At 75.4% G+C, this 16,953-nt stretch carries 14 protein-coding genes; 4 read left to right on the forward strand and 10 right to left on the reverse strand.

The features are described 5' to 3' along the window. The first annotated feature begins 89 nt into the window (after positions 1-89). Positions 90-1,316 carry a geranylgeranyl reductase family protein gene (locus AF335_RS07350; RefSeq protein ID WP_184743266.1) on the forward strand — a complete coding sequence of 409 codons (1,227 nt, stop codon included), beginning with the start codon at positions 90-92 and terminating at the stop codon, positions 1,314-1,316. Between the two features lie 352 nt (positions 1,317-1,668). Here AF335_RS07350 and AF335_RS07355 read toward each other — a convergent pair whose 3' ends face one another. Both AF335_RS07355 and AF335_RS07360 read right to left on the reverse strand, forming a co-directional pair. Beyond that, the gene (locus AF335_RS07355) at positions 1,669-2,562 is read right to left on the reverse strand and encodes a DUF2797 domain-containing protein (RefSeq protein WP_102917454.1); all 894 of its coding nucleotides are present in this window, start codon (positions 2,560-2,562) and stop codon (positions 1,669-1,671) included. 105 nt (positions 2,563-2,667) lie between these two features. Continuing rightward, positions 2,668-3,891 (reverse strand): MFS transporter, encoded by a 1,224-nt coding sequence (locus AF335_RS07360; protein WP_102917455.1) that lies wholly within the window; start codon positions 3,889-3,891, stop codon positions 2,668-2,670. Positions 3,892-3,908: 17 nt separating this feature from the next. On the opposite strand from AF335_RS07360, the gene AF335_RS07365 reads away from it, so the two are divergent. Beyond that, positions 3,909-5,132 (forward strand): ROK family protein, encoded by a 1,224-nt coding sequence (locus AF335_RS07365; protein ID WP_102917456.1) that lies wholly within the window; start codon positions 3,909-3,911, stop codon positions 5,130-5,132. Positions 5,133-5,247: 115 nt separating this feature from the next. Here the strand turns inward: AF335_RS07365 and AF335_RS07370 are convergent, their stop codons facing one another. The 3 genes from AF335_RS07370 to AF335_RS07380 form a co-directional block, all read right to left on the reverse strand. Next, a complete protein-coding gene (locus tag AF335_RS07370; protein WP_102917457.1) occupies positions 5,248-6,042 on the reverse strand; it encodes a maleylpyruvate isomerase family mycothiol-dependent enzyme in 795 nt (264 codons plus the stop codon). Positions 6,043-6,318: 276 nt separating this feature from the next. After that, a complete protein-coding gene (locus AF335_RS07375; protein ID WP_102917458.1) occupies positions 6,319-6,870 on the reverse strand; it encodes an ATP-binding protein in 552 nt (183 codons plus the stop codon). Between the two features lie 198 nt (positions 6,871-7,068). Further along, entirely contained in the window at positions 7,069-7,398 is a 330-nt protein-coding gene (locus AF335_RS07380) for a hypothetical protein (RefSeq protein ID WP_102917459.1), read from the reverse strand. Positions 7,399-7,534: 136 nt separating this feature from the next. On the opposite strand from AF335_RS07380, the gene cds1 reads away from it, so the two are divergent. Continuing rightward, positions 7,535-8,665 carry an L-cysteine desulfhydrase Cds1 gene (cds1, locus tag AF335_RS07385; protein WP_102917460.1) on the forward strand — a complete coding sequence of 377 codons (1,131 nt, stop codon included), beginning with the start codon at positions 7,535-7,537 and terminating at the stop codon, positions 8,663-8,665. A gap of 74 nt (positions 8,666-8,739) precedes the next feature. Here the strand turns inward: cds1 and AF335_RS07390 are convergent, their stop codons facing one another. Next, positions 8,740-9,585 carry a DeoR/GlpR family DNA-binding transcription regulator gene (locus tag AF335_RS07390; RefSeq protein ID WP_102917461.1) on the reverse strand — a complete coding sequence of 282 codons (846 nt, stop codon included), beginning with the start codon at positions 9,583-9,585 and terminating at the stop codon, positions 8,740-8,742. Between the two features lie 185 nt (positions 9,586-9,770). Between AF335_RS07390 and AF335_RS07395 the strand changes: the two genes are divergently transcribed. Further along, positions 9,771-12,137: a hypothetical protein gene (locus AF335_RS07395; RefSeq protein WP_184743269.1), complete on the forward strand. Its 2,367-nt coding sequence runs from the start codon at positions 9,771-9,773 to the stop codon at positions 12,135-12,137. Here the strand turns inward: AF335_RS07395 and AF335_RS07400 are convergent. The 4 genes from AF335_RS07400 to AF335_RS07415 all read right to left on the reverse strand — a co-directional run bounded on the left by AF335_RS07400 (position 12,107) and on the right by AF335_RS07415 (position 16,872). Continuing rightward, entirely contained in the window at positions 12,107-14,539 is a 2,433-nt protein-coding gene (locus tag AF335_RS07400) for a right-handed parallel beta-helix repeat-containing protein (RefSeq protein WP_102917462.1), read from the reverse strand. The genes AF335_RS07395 and AF335_RS07400 overlap by 31 nt on opposite strands. Positions 14,540-14,634: 95 nt before the next feature. After that, complete coding sequence (locus AF335_RS07405) at positions 14,635-15,240, reverse strand: Rv1733c family protein (RefSeq protein WP_244926948.1); 606 nt, start codon at positions 15,238-15,240, stop codon at positions 14,635-14,637. A 191-nt stretch (positions 15,241-15,431) separates the two neighbouring features. Beyond that, positions 15,432-16,274, reverse strand: coding sequence for an MOSC domain-containing protein (locus tag AF335_RS07410; protein ID WP_102917464.1), 843 nt, complete (start codon positions 16,272-16,274; stop codon positions 15,432-15,434). Positions 16,275-16,383: 109 nt separating this feature from the next. Continuing rightward, entirely contained in the window at positions 16,384-16,872 is a 489-nt protein-coding gene (locus AF335_RS07415) for a DUF6643 family protein (protein WP_102917465.1), read from the reverse strand. Between the last annotated feature and the right edge of the window lie 81 nt (positions 16,873-16,953).

The raw sequence follows: 16,953 nt of genomic DNA on the forward strand, positions 1-16,953 counted from the left end.
CGGGCTTCCCACGGCGGGCGGCGGGAGCCGGGGGCCTTAGGATGCGGGCGGTAGCCCTAGCCGGTGATCGAGCGGGAGTAGAAGCACAGGTGAGCAGCGACAACGCAGCCCAGGACGCGGAGCGGGACGCGACCGGGGGTCAGGAACCGGTGTGGGACGTCGTGGTGGTGGGGGCGGGGCCCGCAGGGGCGTCGGCCGCCCACGCGGCGGCGTCCGCGGGCCGCCGGGTGCTCCTCCTGGAGAAGGCGGAACTGCCGCGCTACAAGACATGCGGCGGCGGCATCATCGGCCCCTCGCGGGACTCCCTGCCGCCCGGCTTCGAACTTCCCCTGCGCGACCGGGTGCACGCCGTCACCTTCTCGCTCAACGGGAAGCTGACGCGCACCCGCCGCTCCAAGCGGATGCTCTTCGGTCTCATCGACCGCCCCGAGTTCGACGCCGCGCTCGTCGACTCCGCGCGGGCCGCCGGCGCCGAGGTGCGCACGGGCGTCACGGTCTCCCGGGTCGAGCAGCACGGCCCCGCCGTGCCCGACCGGCGCACCGTCGCCGTCGTGCTCGGTGACGGCACGACCGTCCTCGCCCGCGCCGTCGTCGGCGCCGACGGCAGCGCCGGGCGCATAGGAGCCCACGTCGGCGTCAAGCTCGACCAGGTCGACCTCGGCCTGGAGGCCGAGATCCCGGTCCCGCGGACCGTCGCCGAGGACTGGGCCGGCCGGGTGCTCATCGACTGGGGCCCGATCCCGGGCAGTTACGGCTGGGTCTTCCCCAAGGGCGACACCCTCACCGTGGGCGTGATCTCGGCCCGTGGCGACGGCGCGGCCACCAAGCGCTATCTGGAGGACTTCATCGCCCGGCTCGGCCTGGCCGGCTTCGAGCCCAGCATCTCCTCCGGCCACCTCACCCGCTGCCGTTCGGACGACTCGCCGCTGTCGCGCGGCCGGGTCATCGTGTGCGGTGACGCCGCCGGCCTGCTGGAGCCGTGGACCCGCGAGGGCATCTCCTTCGCCCTGCGCTCGGGCCGGCTGGCGGGGGAGTGGGCCGCCCGCATCGGCGAGGCGCAGGACGCCGTCGACGCCCGCCGGCAGGCGCTCAACTACGCCTTCGCCATCAAGGCGGGCCTCGGCGTGGAGATGGGCGTCGGCCGGCGCATGCTCGCCTTCTACCAGCGCCGCCCCGGCCTGATACACGCCGCGCTCACCGGCTTCCGGCCGGCGTGGCAGGTCTTCGCGAAGATCACCCGGGGGACGACGACGCTCGCCGAGGTCGTCCGCACACACTCCATGGCGCGGCGGGTGCTGTCCTCGATGGACCGCTGACAGGAGGACCCCGGCGCGCGGGCGGGTGGCTGCTCCCGGGGGAGCGGCCACGGCCGCCACGTGCGATGGACGCCCCGCGCCCGCCCTGCCCCCCCGACGTGGCCGCCATGGGTCGCGACGGGCGGGTGCCGCGGGCGCGGGCGGACGGCGCGGGTCCGCCGTGGGACGCGTACGTCTTCGAGGTGATCCGCTCCGGGCGGGAGCCTCCCCGGTGCCCTCCCGGCCGGACCCGTCGCGGAGCTTCCCGGTACTTCCCGGAGCTTCTCGGACGGAGGGGCTTCCGGACTTCCGGCCCGAGCCCCGTCCCGGCCCTCTCCGGGCCGGGCCGGACCCCCGGCCGCACCCGCCCCGCTCAGAAAAGGGCTTCCGGTCCGGCCGGCTCCGGCGGGCGGACGGTCGCGGTGACGGCCGCCCCAGGGTCCGAGGCCCGCAGCGCCCACCCCGCCAGCTGCCGGGTGTCGACCAGCAGCAGCCGGCCGTCCGCCGCGTCCAGATACAGATCGGGCCCGGCGACCGCGGCGACCCGTCCCGATATCGCGCACCCGGGGGAGAGCTCCACCAGGCCGTGGCCGGGCCGGAGCCGGTCGAGGTGGAACTCCTCGTCGTGGTGGACCGGCGCGAACGCCCGGACCGCCGGCGACTCCGGCAGACCGGCGAGCCCGAGGGCCCGCCCGTGGAGCTCCGCCAGCTCGGCCGTCCGCAGCTCGCGCGTCGGCAGCGGGTGCCGGGCGGCGCGCTTGGCGGCGTACGGGAAGCGGTCGGGGACCGCGAGGGCCGCCCCGAGCACGGCCTCCGCCCGGCGGGCCGCCATCAGCGGGCCGCGCCCGAGCAGCGCGTAGGACAGCGCGGCCTGCTCCCGCAGCCGGGCCCCCTCGCGCTCCGCCGCCGTGATCCCGACCTTGATCAGGCCGGGGGCGAACCACGCCAGATAGACGTCGTAAGGGCGAGGGTCGTCGGCGATCGTGTCGGCGGCCACGGAGTGCGCCCGGTCCAGCCGCGCGCACTCGGCGCACTGGGACGAGACGGCCGTGGCCGTCAGCGCGGCACCGACCGGGCACGGGGTGTGCCGACCGCCCCTGCGGACGCCGAGACAGCGCCGGGCGTCCCCGGAGGCGAAGGCCAGCGGCCGGCCCGCCGGCAGCGCGGAGGCGCGCCCGCCGTGCACCGGGTGCAGCCAGGCCAGCTCGGGCCCCGTGGGCCGCCAGCGCACCCCGGCGCACCGCCAGTCGTCGCCTCCCGCGCGCATACCGCCCGCCCCTTCCGTTTCCCGGCCCCGCGAGCCGCCCGGCCCGCCGGACGCCCCCTGCCGTGCAGTGTGTCAGTCACTACTGACAACGGCCGCCGGATCCTCTCACCGGCCCGCGGCCCGCACCACGTTCCGGGTGCCGTAGGCGATCACCGCGGCCATGGCGGCGAGGCCCGCGACCGTGGTCAGGGCGGTGGGCAGGGAGAACCACTCCGTGAGGAAGCCGATCGCCGGGGGCCCGAGCAGCATGCCTCCGTAGCCGAACGTGGAGGCCAGCGCGACGCCGCTCGGTCCGGCGAGCTCGCCCGCCCGCCCGATCGCCACCGGGAAGATGTTGGCCAGGCCGAATCCGGTGATCGCGAAGCCCAGGACCGCCATCCAGACCGTCGGGGCGAGGGATCCGAGCAGCATGCCCGCCGCCGCCGTCGCACCGCCCGCGACCAGCGCCCTCGTCTGGCCCAGCCGTTCGAGGAGGGCGGTGCCCGACAGCCGGCCCACGGTCATGGCGAGCGCGAAGACGGAGTAGCCGACGGCCGCGAGGCCCGCCCTCGCGCCGAGGTCCTGCTGGAGGTGGAGCGCGCCCCAGTCGGCGAGCGCGCCCTCCCCGTAGGAGTCGCACAGGGCGATCAGGCCCAGGACCACGACCAGGCCGCGCCGGCGGCCGGCCGGCTTCGCCCCGGGCTTCGCCGCCGGGGTCACCCGGTCGACCACGGGCGCCGGGCGGGAGAGCAGCGCGCGCCCGGCGAGCACGCTGACGACCAGTCCGAAGCCGGTCAGGAGGAGCAGGTGACGGGTGGCGGACAGCTGTCCGGCGATCAGCGCGCCGAGTCCCGCGCCGAGCATTCCGCCGAGGCTGTACGCGGCGTGGAAGCCGGGCATGACCGGCCTGCGCAGCGCCGCGACGAGGTCGACGGCGGCGCTGTTCATGGCGACGTTGAGCCCGCCGTAGGCGGCGCCGAAGACGAGCAGGACGAGGCCGAGTGCGAGCGCCGAGTGGGTGAGCGGCGGCAGGGCGATGCCCAGGCACATCAGCACGCCGGCGGCGACGGTGACGGGATGGCTGCCGAAGCGCCGGCACAGCCGGCCGGTCACCGCCATGGTGGCCACGGCGCCCGCCGACACGCCGAGCAGGGCGAGGCCGAGGTCCCCGGCGGAGGCGCCGGTCTGCTCCTTGATCGCGGGGATACGGACCACCCAGCCGGCGAAGAGGAAGCCGTCGAGGGCGAAGAAGAGGGTGAGGGCGGTGCGGAGGCGGCGGAGGTCTGGATCGGTGGGTATTCGGCCGGATCGGCTCGAAATGGCTGTCCGTATTTTGTTTAGCGTCGGCACAAAGTCAGAATAGGGGGGTGACCCAGACTCGGACAACACGTTTGGAACGGGGCCGTGGCGCGCTCGGCCCGGCACTGGAGCTCGTCCACACCGGACGCGCCCCCACCCGTGCCGTGCTCACCGCCGAGCTCGGCGTGACCCGCGCCACCGCCGGCGCCGTCGCGGCCGAGCTGGAGGCCCTCGGGCTGATCGAGGTCGACGCGCGCCCCGCCGCCGCGGCCGGCTCCCAGGGCAGGCCCTCGCACCGGCTCTCCCTCGCCCCGGACGGCCCGGTCGTCCTCGCCGCGCAGATCCACGCCGACGGCTTCCGCGCCGCCCTCGTCGGGCTCGGCGGCCGCATGGTCGCCACCGCCCCCGGCTGTATGACCGTACCCGCCGACCCCGCGCACATCATCGACGCCGTGGTCGAGGCCGGGGCGGGGCTGCTGCGCGAGACGGGCCGCCGCTGTCTGGGCGCGGGCCTCGCCGTCCCCTCGGCCGTCGCCGAACCGGAGGGCACCGCCCTCAACCCCCTGCACCTCTCCTGGCCCGCCGGGGCGCCGGTCCGCGAGCTGTTCACCGAGGCGCTCGCCAAGGCGGACGTGCCCGGTCCGGGCGGCGCCCCCGCCCTCGGCGTCACCGGCAACGACGTCAATCTGGCAGCCCTCGCCGAGCACCGGCACGGTGCCGGGCGCGGCGCCCGGCACCTGCTGTGCGTCGCCACCGGGCACCGGGGCGTCGGTGGCGCGCTGGTCCTCGACGGCCGGCTGCACAGCGGCAGCTCCGGTCTCGCCCTGGAGGTGGGCCACCTCACCGTCAACCCCGCGGGCCTGCCCTGTCACTGCGGCAGCCGGGGCTGCCTGGACGTCGAGGCCGATCCGCTGGCCTTCCTGACCGCCGCCGGCCGTGACCCCGGCCCCGAGGTCTCCCTGCTCCAGCAGTCCCGCGACCTGCTCCGCACGGAGTACGCGGACCCGGCCGTGCGCGCCGCCGCCGAGCTGGTCGTCGACCGGCTGGGCCTCGGCCTCGCGGGTCTGGTCAACATCCTCAACCCGGACCGCATCATCCTCGGCGGTCTGCACCGCGAACTGCTGGAGGCGGACCCCGAACGCCTGCGCGCGGTCGTCGCCGACCGCAGCCTGTGGGGCCGCAGCGGCAGCGTGCCCATCCTGTCCTGCACCCTCGACCACAACAGCCTCATCGGTGCGGCCGAGGCGGCGTGGCAGCCGGTCCTGGACGACCCCCTGGCGGCACTCGGCTGACCGGGCCGCCCGGTACGCCGCCGGTGGGATCGACGAGGACGACCACCGGCTCCGGAAGGGCCGTCCTGACGGGTACCGGCGCCGGAGCGGCCGTCCTGGAGGAGGACTCCGGAGCTCACACGGGAGGAACGAGAGTGAAATAGCGGTCGAGCGCGCGCCGATCGCCCGTGACGTCGAGCCGCTCCGCGGGGATCCGCCGCCACAGGAACAGCAGCAGGTCCGAGGCGGTGCCCGCCGCCTCGACGTCGCGGGGCCCGGCGCCGTCGGCGGTCCGGACGTCGTCCCCGTCGAAGGACACGGTCCACTCGCCGGGACCGTCGGTCCGCCGGAAGCCGAACCGCTCGCCCTTGCCCGCGGGTACGCTCCGCCAGGTCCGCCGGGCGGGCGCGAACACCTCGAAGTTGTGGCCGATGGCGTCCGCGGCGAAGTCCGCCTCCAGCGGCCGGGCCGCGCCGAGCGCGTCCTCGGCGTCCCAGCGGTGCACCGCCGCCTCGACGGCCTGCACCCGCCGCCAGAATCCGACCGTCCGTTCTCCGGACCACGTCCATGCCCGGTCGTCCGGCTCCCGGTCGCGCAGCACCGACTCCAGGGCGGCCGCTCCGGCCGCGAACCAGTCGAACAGGCTTGGGGGAACCGGGCCGTGGTGGGGCGCGTGCTCCGGCCGCGGCCAGCCGTCGGTGTCCGCGGGGAGGCCGAGGAAGGCGCGGTCGGAAGGGTCCGGCGGGCCGTGGGGCCGCCGCGTCACGATATGGGCCACGGCCCGGTGGACGCTGCCGAGATGCACGACCAGGTCGGCCACCGACCAGCCGGGGCAGGAGGGGACCGGAGTCGCTCCGTCCGAGTCGGCCGACCGCCGTGCCGCCGCCTCGAACGCCAGGACTTCACGGTGGAGTACGGAGAGGTGGTCCACGTCCTCACTCTGCCACGGGTGCCGCCTGAGGGGGGCCGTTCGGCCGGGCCTCCTGGTCGAACAGCCCTCCTCAGGCGGCCGGCTCGTGGGGCGCGGGCGTGTGCCGGGCGTGCGGTGGGACCCGTCCACGTACCGGACGTGGCGGAGCACCAGGGGCACCAGGGGCGCCGGGGCCCGGCCCGCCCGGCGGGCGGCGCGTCCGACGGGCGTCGCGCGCCGTCGCGGCCGCCAGAGGCCGCTCCCGCGAGGGTGGGTGGGGTGTACGCCTTGCCCGGCTCAGCCGGGGACGGGGGAGCGGTCGCCGAGCGACGCCGTCCGGAGGGCCGCCGCGGGCGCCTCGAAGACGGACTCGTCCAGCGCGGGCAACCGGCTTACGGCCTGTTCGAACGTGACGGCGGCGCGGTCGGTCTGCGTCCGCCGGGCCGCGGGCGTACCGGGCACGGCGAGCGTGAACCACACGACCTTGCCGCCGTCGTGCCGCTCCTGCACGCCCCAGCTCGCGCTGACGGCGGCGATCAGGGCCAGGCCGCGGCCGTGCGTGCTGCCGGTGTCGGCGTCCCCGACGCGCGGCAGCCGGGGGTCGTGGTCCCGCACCGAGACCGTGAGCTGGTCCAGGACGAGGTCGATCTCGACGGTGCAGCGCTTGTCGGGCTCCGCGTGCCGGTGGACGTTGGTGAGGAGCTCGGTGACACCGAGTGCGGCGGTGTCGATGAGGGGATCGAGATGCCAGTAACGAAGCTGCGCAGATACGATTCTGCGGACCTGGCCGATCCGCGGCGGCAGAGCCTGGAGCTCTACGGTGCAGTGCTTGTTCGGTCGACTGATCACGGCTGCGACTCCCTGAAGAAGTAGGGCTAGCCTGATGCAGATAGGCGTTCCGGCACGCGCCGGGTCCGGTCCAACGGCGGTGGCGGCTGAGCCGGTCGGCGGAACACTGATCCGGAGTGTAATCGCCGCTCTACCCTCGGTGATGCCGATATGGGTCAAGGGTCGGTTCTCACCGCCACATGCGCAACTCCTGCGGCTTCAGCCCCGCGCATCGCCGTCGCGCGCCGAGCGGACCGCGTCCAGGAACCGCCGGACCGCCGACGGCCCCGGCTCCTCGGCCGCACCGTCCCGGCCGCCCAGGGTGAGGACGTAGCGCGTGCCGTTCACCCGCGCCCGCGCCCGGTCCCGGGCGGCGAACCACGGCTTGCTCGCGTGGACCGCGTCCAGGGGGGCGCTGTCGATCTCCCGGCCGTAGCTCGTCAGGAGCTCCAGCCTGCCGTCCTTGATCTTCACCTGACCGGCCCTGGTGAGAGAGCGCAGGGCCCGCTCGATCCGCACCCCGGTCGCGTTGAACTCCGGCTCCGCCACGGCAACCGCCTCCCCGGCCGAATCGTGTGCCTCGTGGGCAGTCTGCCTGTGAGGCGGCTCACGCACCAGTGCCCATTTATGATCGAAACGTCCGAGTGCTCCCACCTGGGCCCGGACGGACTGTGTGAGGAGCGTCGTGAACAGCACCGTGCGCCCGGGCGGCTCCGCCACCCCCACCGTCGACATCGACCGCAGCGACACCGCCCACCGGGCCTGGCTGGCCGAGGCGGTCCGCAAGGTGCAGGCCGACGCCAACCGTTCGGCCGACACCCACCTGCTGCGCTTCCCCCTGCCCCAGGAGTGGGGCATCGATCTCTATCTCAAAGACGAGTCCACCCACCCCACCGGCAGCCTCAAGCACCGCCTCGCCCGCTCGCTGTTCCTCCACGGCCTGTGCAACGGCTGGATCCGCCCCGACGCGCCCGTCGTGGAGGCGTCCAGCGGTTCCACCGCCGTCTCCGAGGCGTACTTCGCCGCCCTGATCGGCGTGCCCTTCGTCGCCGTCATGCCCCGCACCACCAGCCGGGAGAAGTGCCGGCTCATCCAGGCGCAGGGCGCCCGCTGCCACTTCGTCGACGACCCCCGGACGATGTACGCCGAGGCGGCCGCCCTCGCCGAGCGGACCGGCGGCCACTACATGGACCAGTTCACCTACGCCGAACGGGCCACGGACTGGCGTGGCAACAACAACATCGCCGAGTCGATCTACCAGCAGCTGCGCCTCGAACGCCACCCGGTGCCCGCCTGGATCGTCGCCACCGCCGGCACCGGGGGCACCTCGGCGACCCTCGCCCGCTATGTGCGCTACATGCAGCACGACACCGGCATCTGTGTCGCCGACCCCGAGAACTCCTGCTTCTTCGACGGCTGGCGGGACCACGACCCCTCCGCCACGAGCGAGCGCGGCTCCCGCATCGAGGGCATCGGCCGGCCGCGCATGGAGCCCAGCTTCGTGGCCGGCGCGATCGACCGGATGATGAAGGTGCCCGACGCCGCGAGCGTCGCGGCCGTACGCGCGCTGGACGCGGCCATCGGCCGTAAGGCGGGCGGTTCCACCGGGACCGGGCTCTGGAGCGCACTGAAGATCGTCGCCGAACTCGCCGACCGGGGCCGCCAGGGCAGCGTGGTCACCCTCGTCTGCGACCCCGGCGAGCGCTACCTCGACACGTACTACTCCGATGCCTGGCTCGCCGAGCAGGGCATGGACATCGCGCCGTACACCGCGGCCATCACGACCTTCCTGGCGACCGGCCACTGGCCCTGCTGACGGACCTTCCCTGTCGTACGCCCGCCCGGTCATCCGGCACCCGGCCGGTGGCCGGGGCCGTGCCGTCCCCGGCCCTAGAGCTCCGCCGTCTCGCCGAAGCCGTCCGCCACCACCAGCTCCGGCAGCCGCTCCGCGATCTCCCGGCGCGCCACCGGCGGCAGCCCCGCGTCCGTCACCAGGGCGTCCACCTCGTCGAGCGAGGCGAAGGAACTCAGCGCCACCGTCCCCCATTTGGTGTGGTCCGCGAGGACCACGACCCGCCGCGCCGCCCGGACGAAGTTCCGGTTGGTCTCGGCCTCCGCCAGGTTCGGGGTCGACAGACCCGCCTCGGTGGAGATCCCGTGCACACCGATGAACAGCACGTCGAAGTGGAGGGAGCGGATCGCGGCGTCCGCGACCGGCCCGACCAGCGTGTCCGAGGGCGTCCGCACCCCGCCCGTGAGCACCACCGTCGCCGCGCCCGGCCGGGCCGCGGGCCCCGTGGGCGTCACGGCCCGCTGCGCCGAGTGGAACACGTCGGCGGCCCGCACCGAGTTGGTCACCACCGTCAGGTCCGGGACGTCGACCAGCCGGCGCGCCAGCGCGAACACCGTCGTACCGCCGGCCAGCGCGATCGCACCGCCCTGCGCGGCCATCCCCGCCGCCGCCCGCGCGATGTCCTCCTTCGCCGCCAGCTCCAGGGCGGACTTGGCCTCGAAACCCGGCTCGTGGGCCGTCGCCTCCGCGACCGGCACCGCGCCGCCGTGCACCTTCTCCACCACGCCCTGCCTGGCCAGCGCGTCCAGATCCCGGCGGACCGTCATGTCCGAGACGTTCAGCCTGCGCGTCAGCTCGTTGACCCGCACGCCCCCGCGCCGCCGGACCTCGTCGAGGATCAGGGCGCGCCGCTGCTCCGCGAGGAGGTTCTGGTGGTCGCTCACCCGGGCCGTCCTTTCCGGTCAGCCGTCGACAGCCGTGCTCGCTCATCTTCCCACGTACGTAAGGCAACTGATCGGCTTCGCTCAACTCTCATCACGATTACGCCTCGTTCGCCGTGGACGCGCATTGTCAGTGCCTCCTGGGACGATTCTTGAAGTGAGGTACCACACCGGGATCGGGGGACGCGGTGGAAGCAAGGGAACAGCCGGCCACGGCACAAGAAGCGACACAAGAAGCGACACAGGAATCACCGGGGCTCGCCCTCGAACTGCTCGTGCACGGCGTGGGCGGCGCCACCCCGGAAGGCATGCTGGGCGATCCGCGCACCGAGCGCGTCACCGGCGACGACGTCGCGGGCATCTACCGCCGCACCGACGACCTCGACGCCGAGACCCGCCCGCGCGAGCCGCGCGACGGACCCGTCCGCGAGGCGTACGTCTGGTCCAACCTCACCTCGGGGAACGGCTCGCGCGCCCTGTGGCTCGTGCTGCTGCCCTTCATGGTCGTCAACCTCGCGCACTGGATGCGCCCCGCCGCCGAGGCCCGCACCCGCACCGCGCGGGCCTACGGCGTGCTGGTCCGCCTCGTCGCCCTCAGCCTCACCGTCCTGCTCACCGCCGCGATCTGCGAGGTCACCCTCGACCTGACGGCCTGGCAGTGCGCGGGCACCCGCGCGTGCTCCTCGGGCAAGTCGTGGCTCGGCTTCATGGCCTCCGCCAGGGACGGCTGGTGGAGCCGGCCCGGCCGCCGGCTCGCCCTGGCCGCCACCGTGCCCGCCGTCCTCACCGGCCTGCTGTGGTTCCTCTCCCACCGCTCCTGGAGCGCCTACGAGACCCAGCCGCCGCCCGGCCCCGCCCCCGACGACGGCGAGCCCCGCACGGGCGGCCGCCCGGCCCTGTGCCTGCACGGCTTCTGGTACGGGCGGCGGATCGTCGCCCGCCTCCGCGCCGCGCACACCGCCGCGGCCCTGCTGACCGTCGCCGCCGTCCTCACCCAGGCCGCCACCCGCCAGGACCGCGCGCCCGGTGGCAGCACCGCCCTGGACGCCACCGGCTGGGCCCTCGTCGTCGCGCTCACGGCCGCCGCCGTGTTCACGCTCTTCACCGTGTGCCGCCGGGGCCGCCACGAGAGCACCCCCGACGGGAGGGCCGACCGCGCCGCCGTCCGGGCGCTGCCCGTCGTGGCCCTCGTCCTGCTGGTCCTCGCCGCCGTCCACGCCGCCTGGAGCCGCCCCCGCTGGGCCTCCGCCGGAATGCTCCCCGGCGACCGCCTCTTCGGCGCCATCGGCCTCGCCCAGATCCTCCTGCTCGTCCTCCTCGCGGTCGCCGCCCGCCGCCTGCACCGCGCCGAGCCCGTCGAGCGGGCCCCGCTGGCCGGGCTCGCCGGCCCCGTCGTCGCCACGCTCGCCTGCGCCCTCGGCGGCCTCATGTCCGCCGGCGTCGCCCAGCGGGCCGCGGACTGGCTCGACGGCCGCGCCACCCCCGGCATGGGCGACGGCCCGATCCCCGGCCCCCCGGTCGTCCTGTCCTGGCAGGCGTCCGCCATACCCCCGCTGCTCGCCGCCCTGCTCCTGCTCGCCCTCCACCTCGCCCTGCGAGCCGTCCGAGCCCGCCGCGAGCTGCTCCGCACCGTCCCCGGCGACTACCCCGGCGAGGAGCCCGACCGGGCCCGTACGAGCGCCGTCGCCGGTGCCGTCGCCCGCGCCGGGCTCACCGACTCCGCCCCCTGGGTCGCCGGTGCCGCGGCCGGCCTCAGCCTCCTCCTGGGCGGCGGCGCGCTCGCCGGTGCCTGGGCCACCGGCGACGTACCCGGCCGCGCCGCCCGCGGCACGCCCGACGCCGTCGAGAGCTGCGCGCAGACCGCCCAGGCGCTCGGCTCCTGGTGCGTCGGCCTCGGCTTCGTCCTCCTGCTCACCTGGGGCCGGCGCGCCTACCGCGACCCCGCCGCGCGCCGCACCGTCGGCATCCTCTGGGACGTCGGCACCTTCTGGCCGCGCGCCGCCCACCCCTTCGCCCCGCCCTGCTACGCCGAGCGCGCCGTCCCCGACCTCACCTGGCGGATGCGGACCTGGACGGAGCGCACGGGCGGCCGGCTCGTCATCTCCGGGCACTCCCAGGGCAGCGTCCTCGCGGCCGCCGCCGTCTGGCAGCTCGACCGTGCGACCCGCGCCCGCGTGGCCCTCCTCACCCACGGCTCGCCCCTGGAGCGCCTCTACGGGCGCTGGTTCCCCGCCTACTTCGGCCCCGCGCAACTCACGGCGCTGCACCGCGACATACGGTGCTGGCGCAACCTGTGGCGCCGCACCGACCCCATCGGCGGCCCCATCCGCCTCCCCCCGGGCGGGGCCGACGACGACACCCGGCGCGTCGACCGGGGCCCGCTCAAGGACCCGCTGGTCTACGGGCGCACACCCGAACACCCGCTGCCCGCGCCCATCCTCTGCCACTCCCACTACCAGGCCGACCCGGCCTTCGCCGAGGAGCGCGCGGCGCTGCTGGCCGAGCTCGACGCCTGGGTGCCCGCTCAGGGCAGCTCGGGCAGGTCCTCCGGGTAGAGCAGCGTCAGCTCGTCCGTGCTGGGGGCGGACAGCTGCGCCACCCGGCCCGCGTGGCGCTCGACCATCGACTCGAAGGTCTGCCGGGCCGTCCGGCCGTTGCCGAAGGCCGGGCCCTTGGGGATCTCCGTGAAGTACTTCAGCAGGGCGTCCCCGGCGCCCTCGCCGAGCCGGTACTCCTGGTCGACCGCCTGCTGCTCCACGATCCGCAGCAGCTCGTCCGGCGCGTAGTCGGTGAAGGTGATGGTCCGTGAGAAGCGGGAGGCGACACCGGGGTTGACGGTCAGGAAGCGCTGCATCTCCGCGGTGTAGCCGGCGACGATCACCACGACCGCGTCCCGGTGGTCCTCCATCAGCTTCACCAGCGTGTCGATGGCCTCCCGGCCGAAGTCCCGCCCGGAGTCCTCCGGCGACAGGGCGTACGCCTCGTCGATGAAGAGGACGCCGCCGCGCGCCCGGTCGAACGCCTCCTGGGTGCGGATGGCCGTCGACCCGATGTGCTCGCCCACCAGGTCCACCCGGGAGACCTCCACCAGGTGCCCGCTCTCCAGCACCCCGAGCGAGGCGAGGACCTCGCCGTAGAGCCGCGCCACCGTGGTCTTGCCGGTGCCGGGGGAGCCGGTGAAGACCAGGTGCCGGCGTACGGAGGCCGCCTTGAGCCCGGCCTCCTGCCGGCGCCGCCCGACCTCGATCATGTCCGTGAGCGCCCGCACCTCGCGCTTGACGCTCTCCAGGCCCACCAGGGCGTCCAGCTCCCCGAGCACCGTCGCCGCCGGGCGCCCCGCCTCGGGGGCGGCCGGCCCGGCGTCGTCGGGGGAGCGCTGCAACGGCACCCCGACCGACAGCACCGACGCCGGCGGAGCCAGCGGCACCGCCTCCACCACCGGGGCGCCGACGGCCCGCCCCCGGGACAGCGCGGCCCCGGCGGTCGCGATCACGCCCTCGTCGCTCGTGCAGCCCTCGCTGACGGTGCCGGCCTCGGCGAACTCGTACCCCCCGCGCGCGCACCGCTCCGTGCGGCACCCGCTCAGTGTCGAACGGCACCCGTCGATGACGTGGAAGCCGTAGCCGCCGCTGCCCGTCACCCGGCAGTCGTGGAAGGTGCCCCGGCCGCCCGCCGACACATAGAAGCCCGCCTCGGCGGGCGAACTGACCGTGCAGCGCTCGACAGTGGGGTCCGCGCCCTTCGTGACGATGACGCCCGTGGACGTGGCGTCGATGGTGCAGTCCGTCATCGCGCCCCCGCTGCCGTGGTCACGGAACCACGCGCCCGTACCGGCCTGCCGGATCCGGCAGTCGTCGAGGCGGGCCGTGGCGCCGTCGCTCACCGACACGGCGGTGTTGCGGACCTGCGCGAGATCGCTGTCGACCACCTCGACGGCGGACCCCCGGTCCAGCACGAACAGGGCGTCCGGCACGTCACGCACCCGGCAGGCGCCCAGCACGGCGGTCGCGCCGTCGCTCACCCAGACGGCCGGGTAGTCACCCGTGCTCTCGTGGATGTCGCACCGGTCGGCCTCCACACGGGTGCCCGGATCCCATACGGACAGGCCGTTGCGCCCGAAGCGGCGCACCGCCGAGCGCGTCATCGACAGCACCGAACGGGAGCGCAGGTCCACCCCGTTCTCCGGGACGTCGTGGATCTCGCAGTCCACCAGGGAGAGGACCGCGTCGGTGTCCAGCGTCACGCCGTCGCCCGAGCTGCGGTGCACCTGGCAGTCGGTCAGGTGCCCGGCCGCGCGGGCGGTCACCTGCACCCCGGTGCCCCTGATCTCGTAGACCTCGCAGCCGATCGCCTCCAGGGCGCTGCCCTCGCCGGTCATGGACAGCCCGGCGCCCGAGGCGTGGTGCACCCGGCAGCGCTCCAGCCGGGGGTGGGCGCCGCCACGGACGGAGACCCCCGACTGGCCGGCGGCCACCACCTCGCAGTCCTCGAAGAAGCCGCCCGCGCCGTCCAGCACGCTGATCCCGATGCCGCCGGGGTTGTCGACCGTGCAGCGGCGCACCGTGGGCCGGGAGCCGCCGCGCACCTCGATGCCCGCCGCGGAGCGGGTGGTGATCCGCAGATCCGCCAGCTCCGGTGCCCCGTCCTCGACGAGCAGCGCGGGCGCCGCGGCGTCCTGCCCCTCGATGTGGAGGTCCAGCAGCGCCGCCGACGCCCGGAGGGTCAGGGCGACGCCCTCCGTCGGGGCGATGCGCACCGAGCCGCGCGTGCCCTCGGTGCCGCGCAGCGTGATGGCGCGCGTGACCACCAGATTCTCCCGGTAGGTGCCCGGCGCGACGGACAGGACGTCCCCGTCCGCCGACGCCTCCAGGGCCGAGGCCAGGGAGTCGTACTCCCCCGTGCGCCGTCGCCACCGCGACGTACCGCTGTGCGTCACCTGGACCGAGCCCTGTGCCATGGTGCTGCTCTGCCCCCACCTCGTGCGTGCGTTCACCGGCACGGTACGTACCGGCCGGACCACCGTAGCGCGCGCGGGCCACGGGAGTTGACCGGTCAGCTTCCCGCGTCCGCGCGACCCCAGGTATGGGCGGCCTGTCGCCAGGAGCGGTCCCAGTCGGCGTACCGCCGTCGGGTGAGCCGCCAGACGGCCGCCCTGCGGCACCCCTCGACCAGCCCGGCGGCGCCCGCGCCCGCGCCGACGCCGGCGAGGACCGCGTGGACCGCGGCGGTGCCCCGGTCCATGGGGCGGCCCGCGACCCGCCCCCGGTCGTCCGTCCACAGCCGGAAGCGGTGGCCGGGGTCGGCGGCGTCGCGGACGGCGACCACGCCGGAGAGCCGCTCGCCCTCCGGGCCCGGCCAGCGGGCGATCACCCGCAGGTGTCCCTCGCGCTCGGTCGCGGTCTCGCGGTCCGTCCCGGCGGGCCGGGTCCGCAGGGTGCGCAGCGCCGTGGCGGTCACGAGATGGCGGTGCCGCTGCTGCTCGCGGACCGTCTCCCGCAGCGCCTTGTGCGCGAGCGTCCCCGTCGCCCAGCCGGTCGCCGTGCCGGCCAGCAGCATCAGCGCCACGGCGGCCAGCCCGATCCATGCCTCCAGGGCATCGGTCCGGCGGCGCAGCGGATTGCGCCGCCACCGCCATGCCCACCTTGTCGCGCGCACCACGCTCACCCCCTTCCGCGTTCCGTAGATACCTCACACAGGGCATCGCATGCGGATGAAGGCGGCGGAGAGAGCAAAATCACCCCCTCCGGATGCCGTTCGCGGCGGCACGTTGACGGATGGCGTGCGGTGCGGGGCGACAGGGACGTCAGAAACGGAAGGGGGCGATGTGGAGAGGCGAGGGGGAGCGGGCCTCAGCCGGCCGACGCGAGGATCTCGACGGGGTCGCCCACCCGCAGCACCCCGGTGTGCTCGGGGATGAGGTTCATGCCGAACACCGCGCCGTTGCCGATCAGGTGGTGCCGGACGAGCGTGCGCAGCGGCTCCTTGCCCCGTACGGCCGTCAGCTGGTCGGTCGTGGTGACGACGCAGCGCTTGCTGGGCTTGACGGCACGGAAGACGACCTCGCCGATCCGGAGGCGCCGCCAGCCGTCCTCGGCCCAGGGCTCGGTGCCCGCGATCACCACGTTCGGCCGGAAGCGGTTCATGGGCAGCGGGCCCTCCTCGGCGTGGTCGCCCGTGGCGATCAGGGAGTTGAGGGCGTCCAGCGAGCCGAGCGTGGCGGCCAGCAGTGGAAAGCCGTCGGCGAAGCTGACCGTCTCGCCCGGCCGGGAGTAGTCGGGGTCGATCCCGCGCCGGACGGCGGGGTCGTCCATGTGCAGCAGCCGGGCCGGGCACTCCAGGAAGTCGCTCACCCACGCGTCCGCCGCGGCCCCGGCGGGCACCGCCTCGATCTTGTCCCGGAACACCTGGACCGTGACCGTGCCGCCCCGCTCGTGGAGGCCGGGCACGGGGACGTCGATCGGCTCGGCGCCCGGCGCGCGGAGCCGGACCCCGCCGCCCGCGGCCGGTCGCGCCGAGGCCAACGCGAGTCGCGGCCGCTGACGTTGGGTGATCTGCGCGCCGCTCTCGTCGGTGACCAGCCACCGCCGGTCCCCGGCGAGCCCCCATGGCTCCACGGCGGCCTCGGCGGGCGCGCACCCGGCCATGGACTTGACGGGGTAGTAGTGGATCGAGGTCAGCGCTGGCGTGGACATGCTGTCATCCTGCCATCGAGCCCCGTGGGCCGGATGATGATTCTCCCCTCGTCCGCCCCGGCCCCCCGGCACCTGGCGTCGCCCGGCCGCCCGGCCGGGTCGGCCGGGGTCAGTAGCCGCCCTGCTGCGGCGGGTACGGGCGGTTGTACGGGTCCTCGTACTGCTGCGCCGGGGCGGGGCGGGGCGCGACGGGCCGCATCGCGTCGTAGCCGGCCGGGCCGGCGGGACCACCGGCCGCCGGGCGCTGCTGCTGGTACTGCTGGGGGCCCGGGTAGCGCGGCGCCTGCTGCGGGATGTAGGGCGCGGGGGCCTGCTGGAGACCGGCGGGCTGCGGGCCGTTCGCGGCCGGATAGCCGTACTGCTGGCCGGAGGCCGCGTAGCCGCTCTGCGGCGCCTGCGGCTGCGCGGCGGCCGACGGGCCGGACGGCAGCGCGGGCAGGGCGGGCAGCTGGCTCCCGCCGTCGTACGGCGACGACACCCGGATGGGTGCGATCTGCGGGGTGCCCCGCTCCGCGACAAGGCTGTCGTAGATGGGGGTGTCCGGGAACGACGGCGCGGCGTAGTAGCCACCGCCGTAGGTGCTGCGGGGGGAGGTCATAGCGCATAAGTTAAGCCCTTTCCCCGGCCCGGTCTACGCCGAGGTCGCCGCAACCCCTTTCTGACCTGCAAAGACGCAGGT

The organism is Streptomyces eurocidicus, assembly GCF_002891295.1.
GTDB classification, from domain to species: Bacteria; Actinomycetota; Actinomycetes; order Streptomycetales; family Streptomycetaceae; genus Streptomyces; species Streptomyces eurocidicus.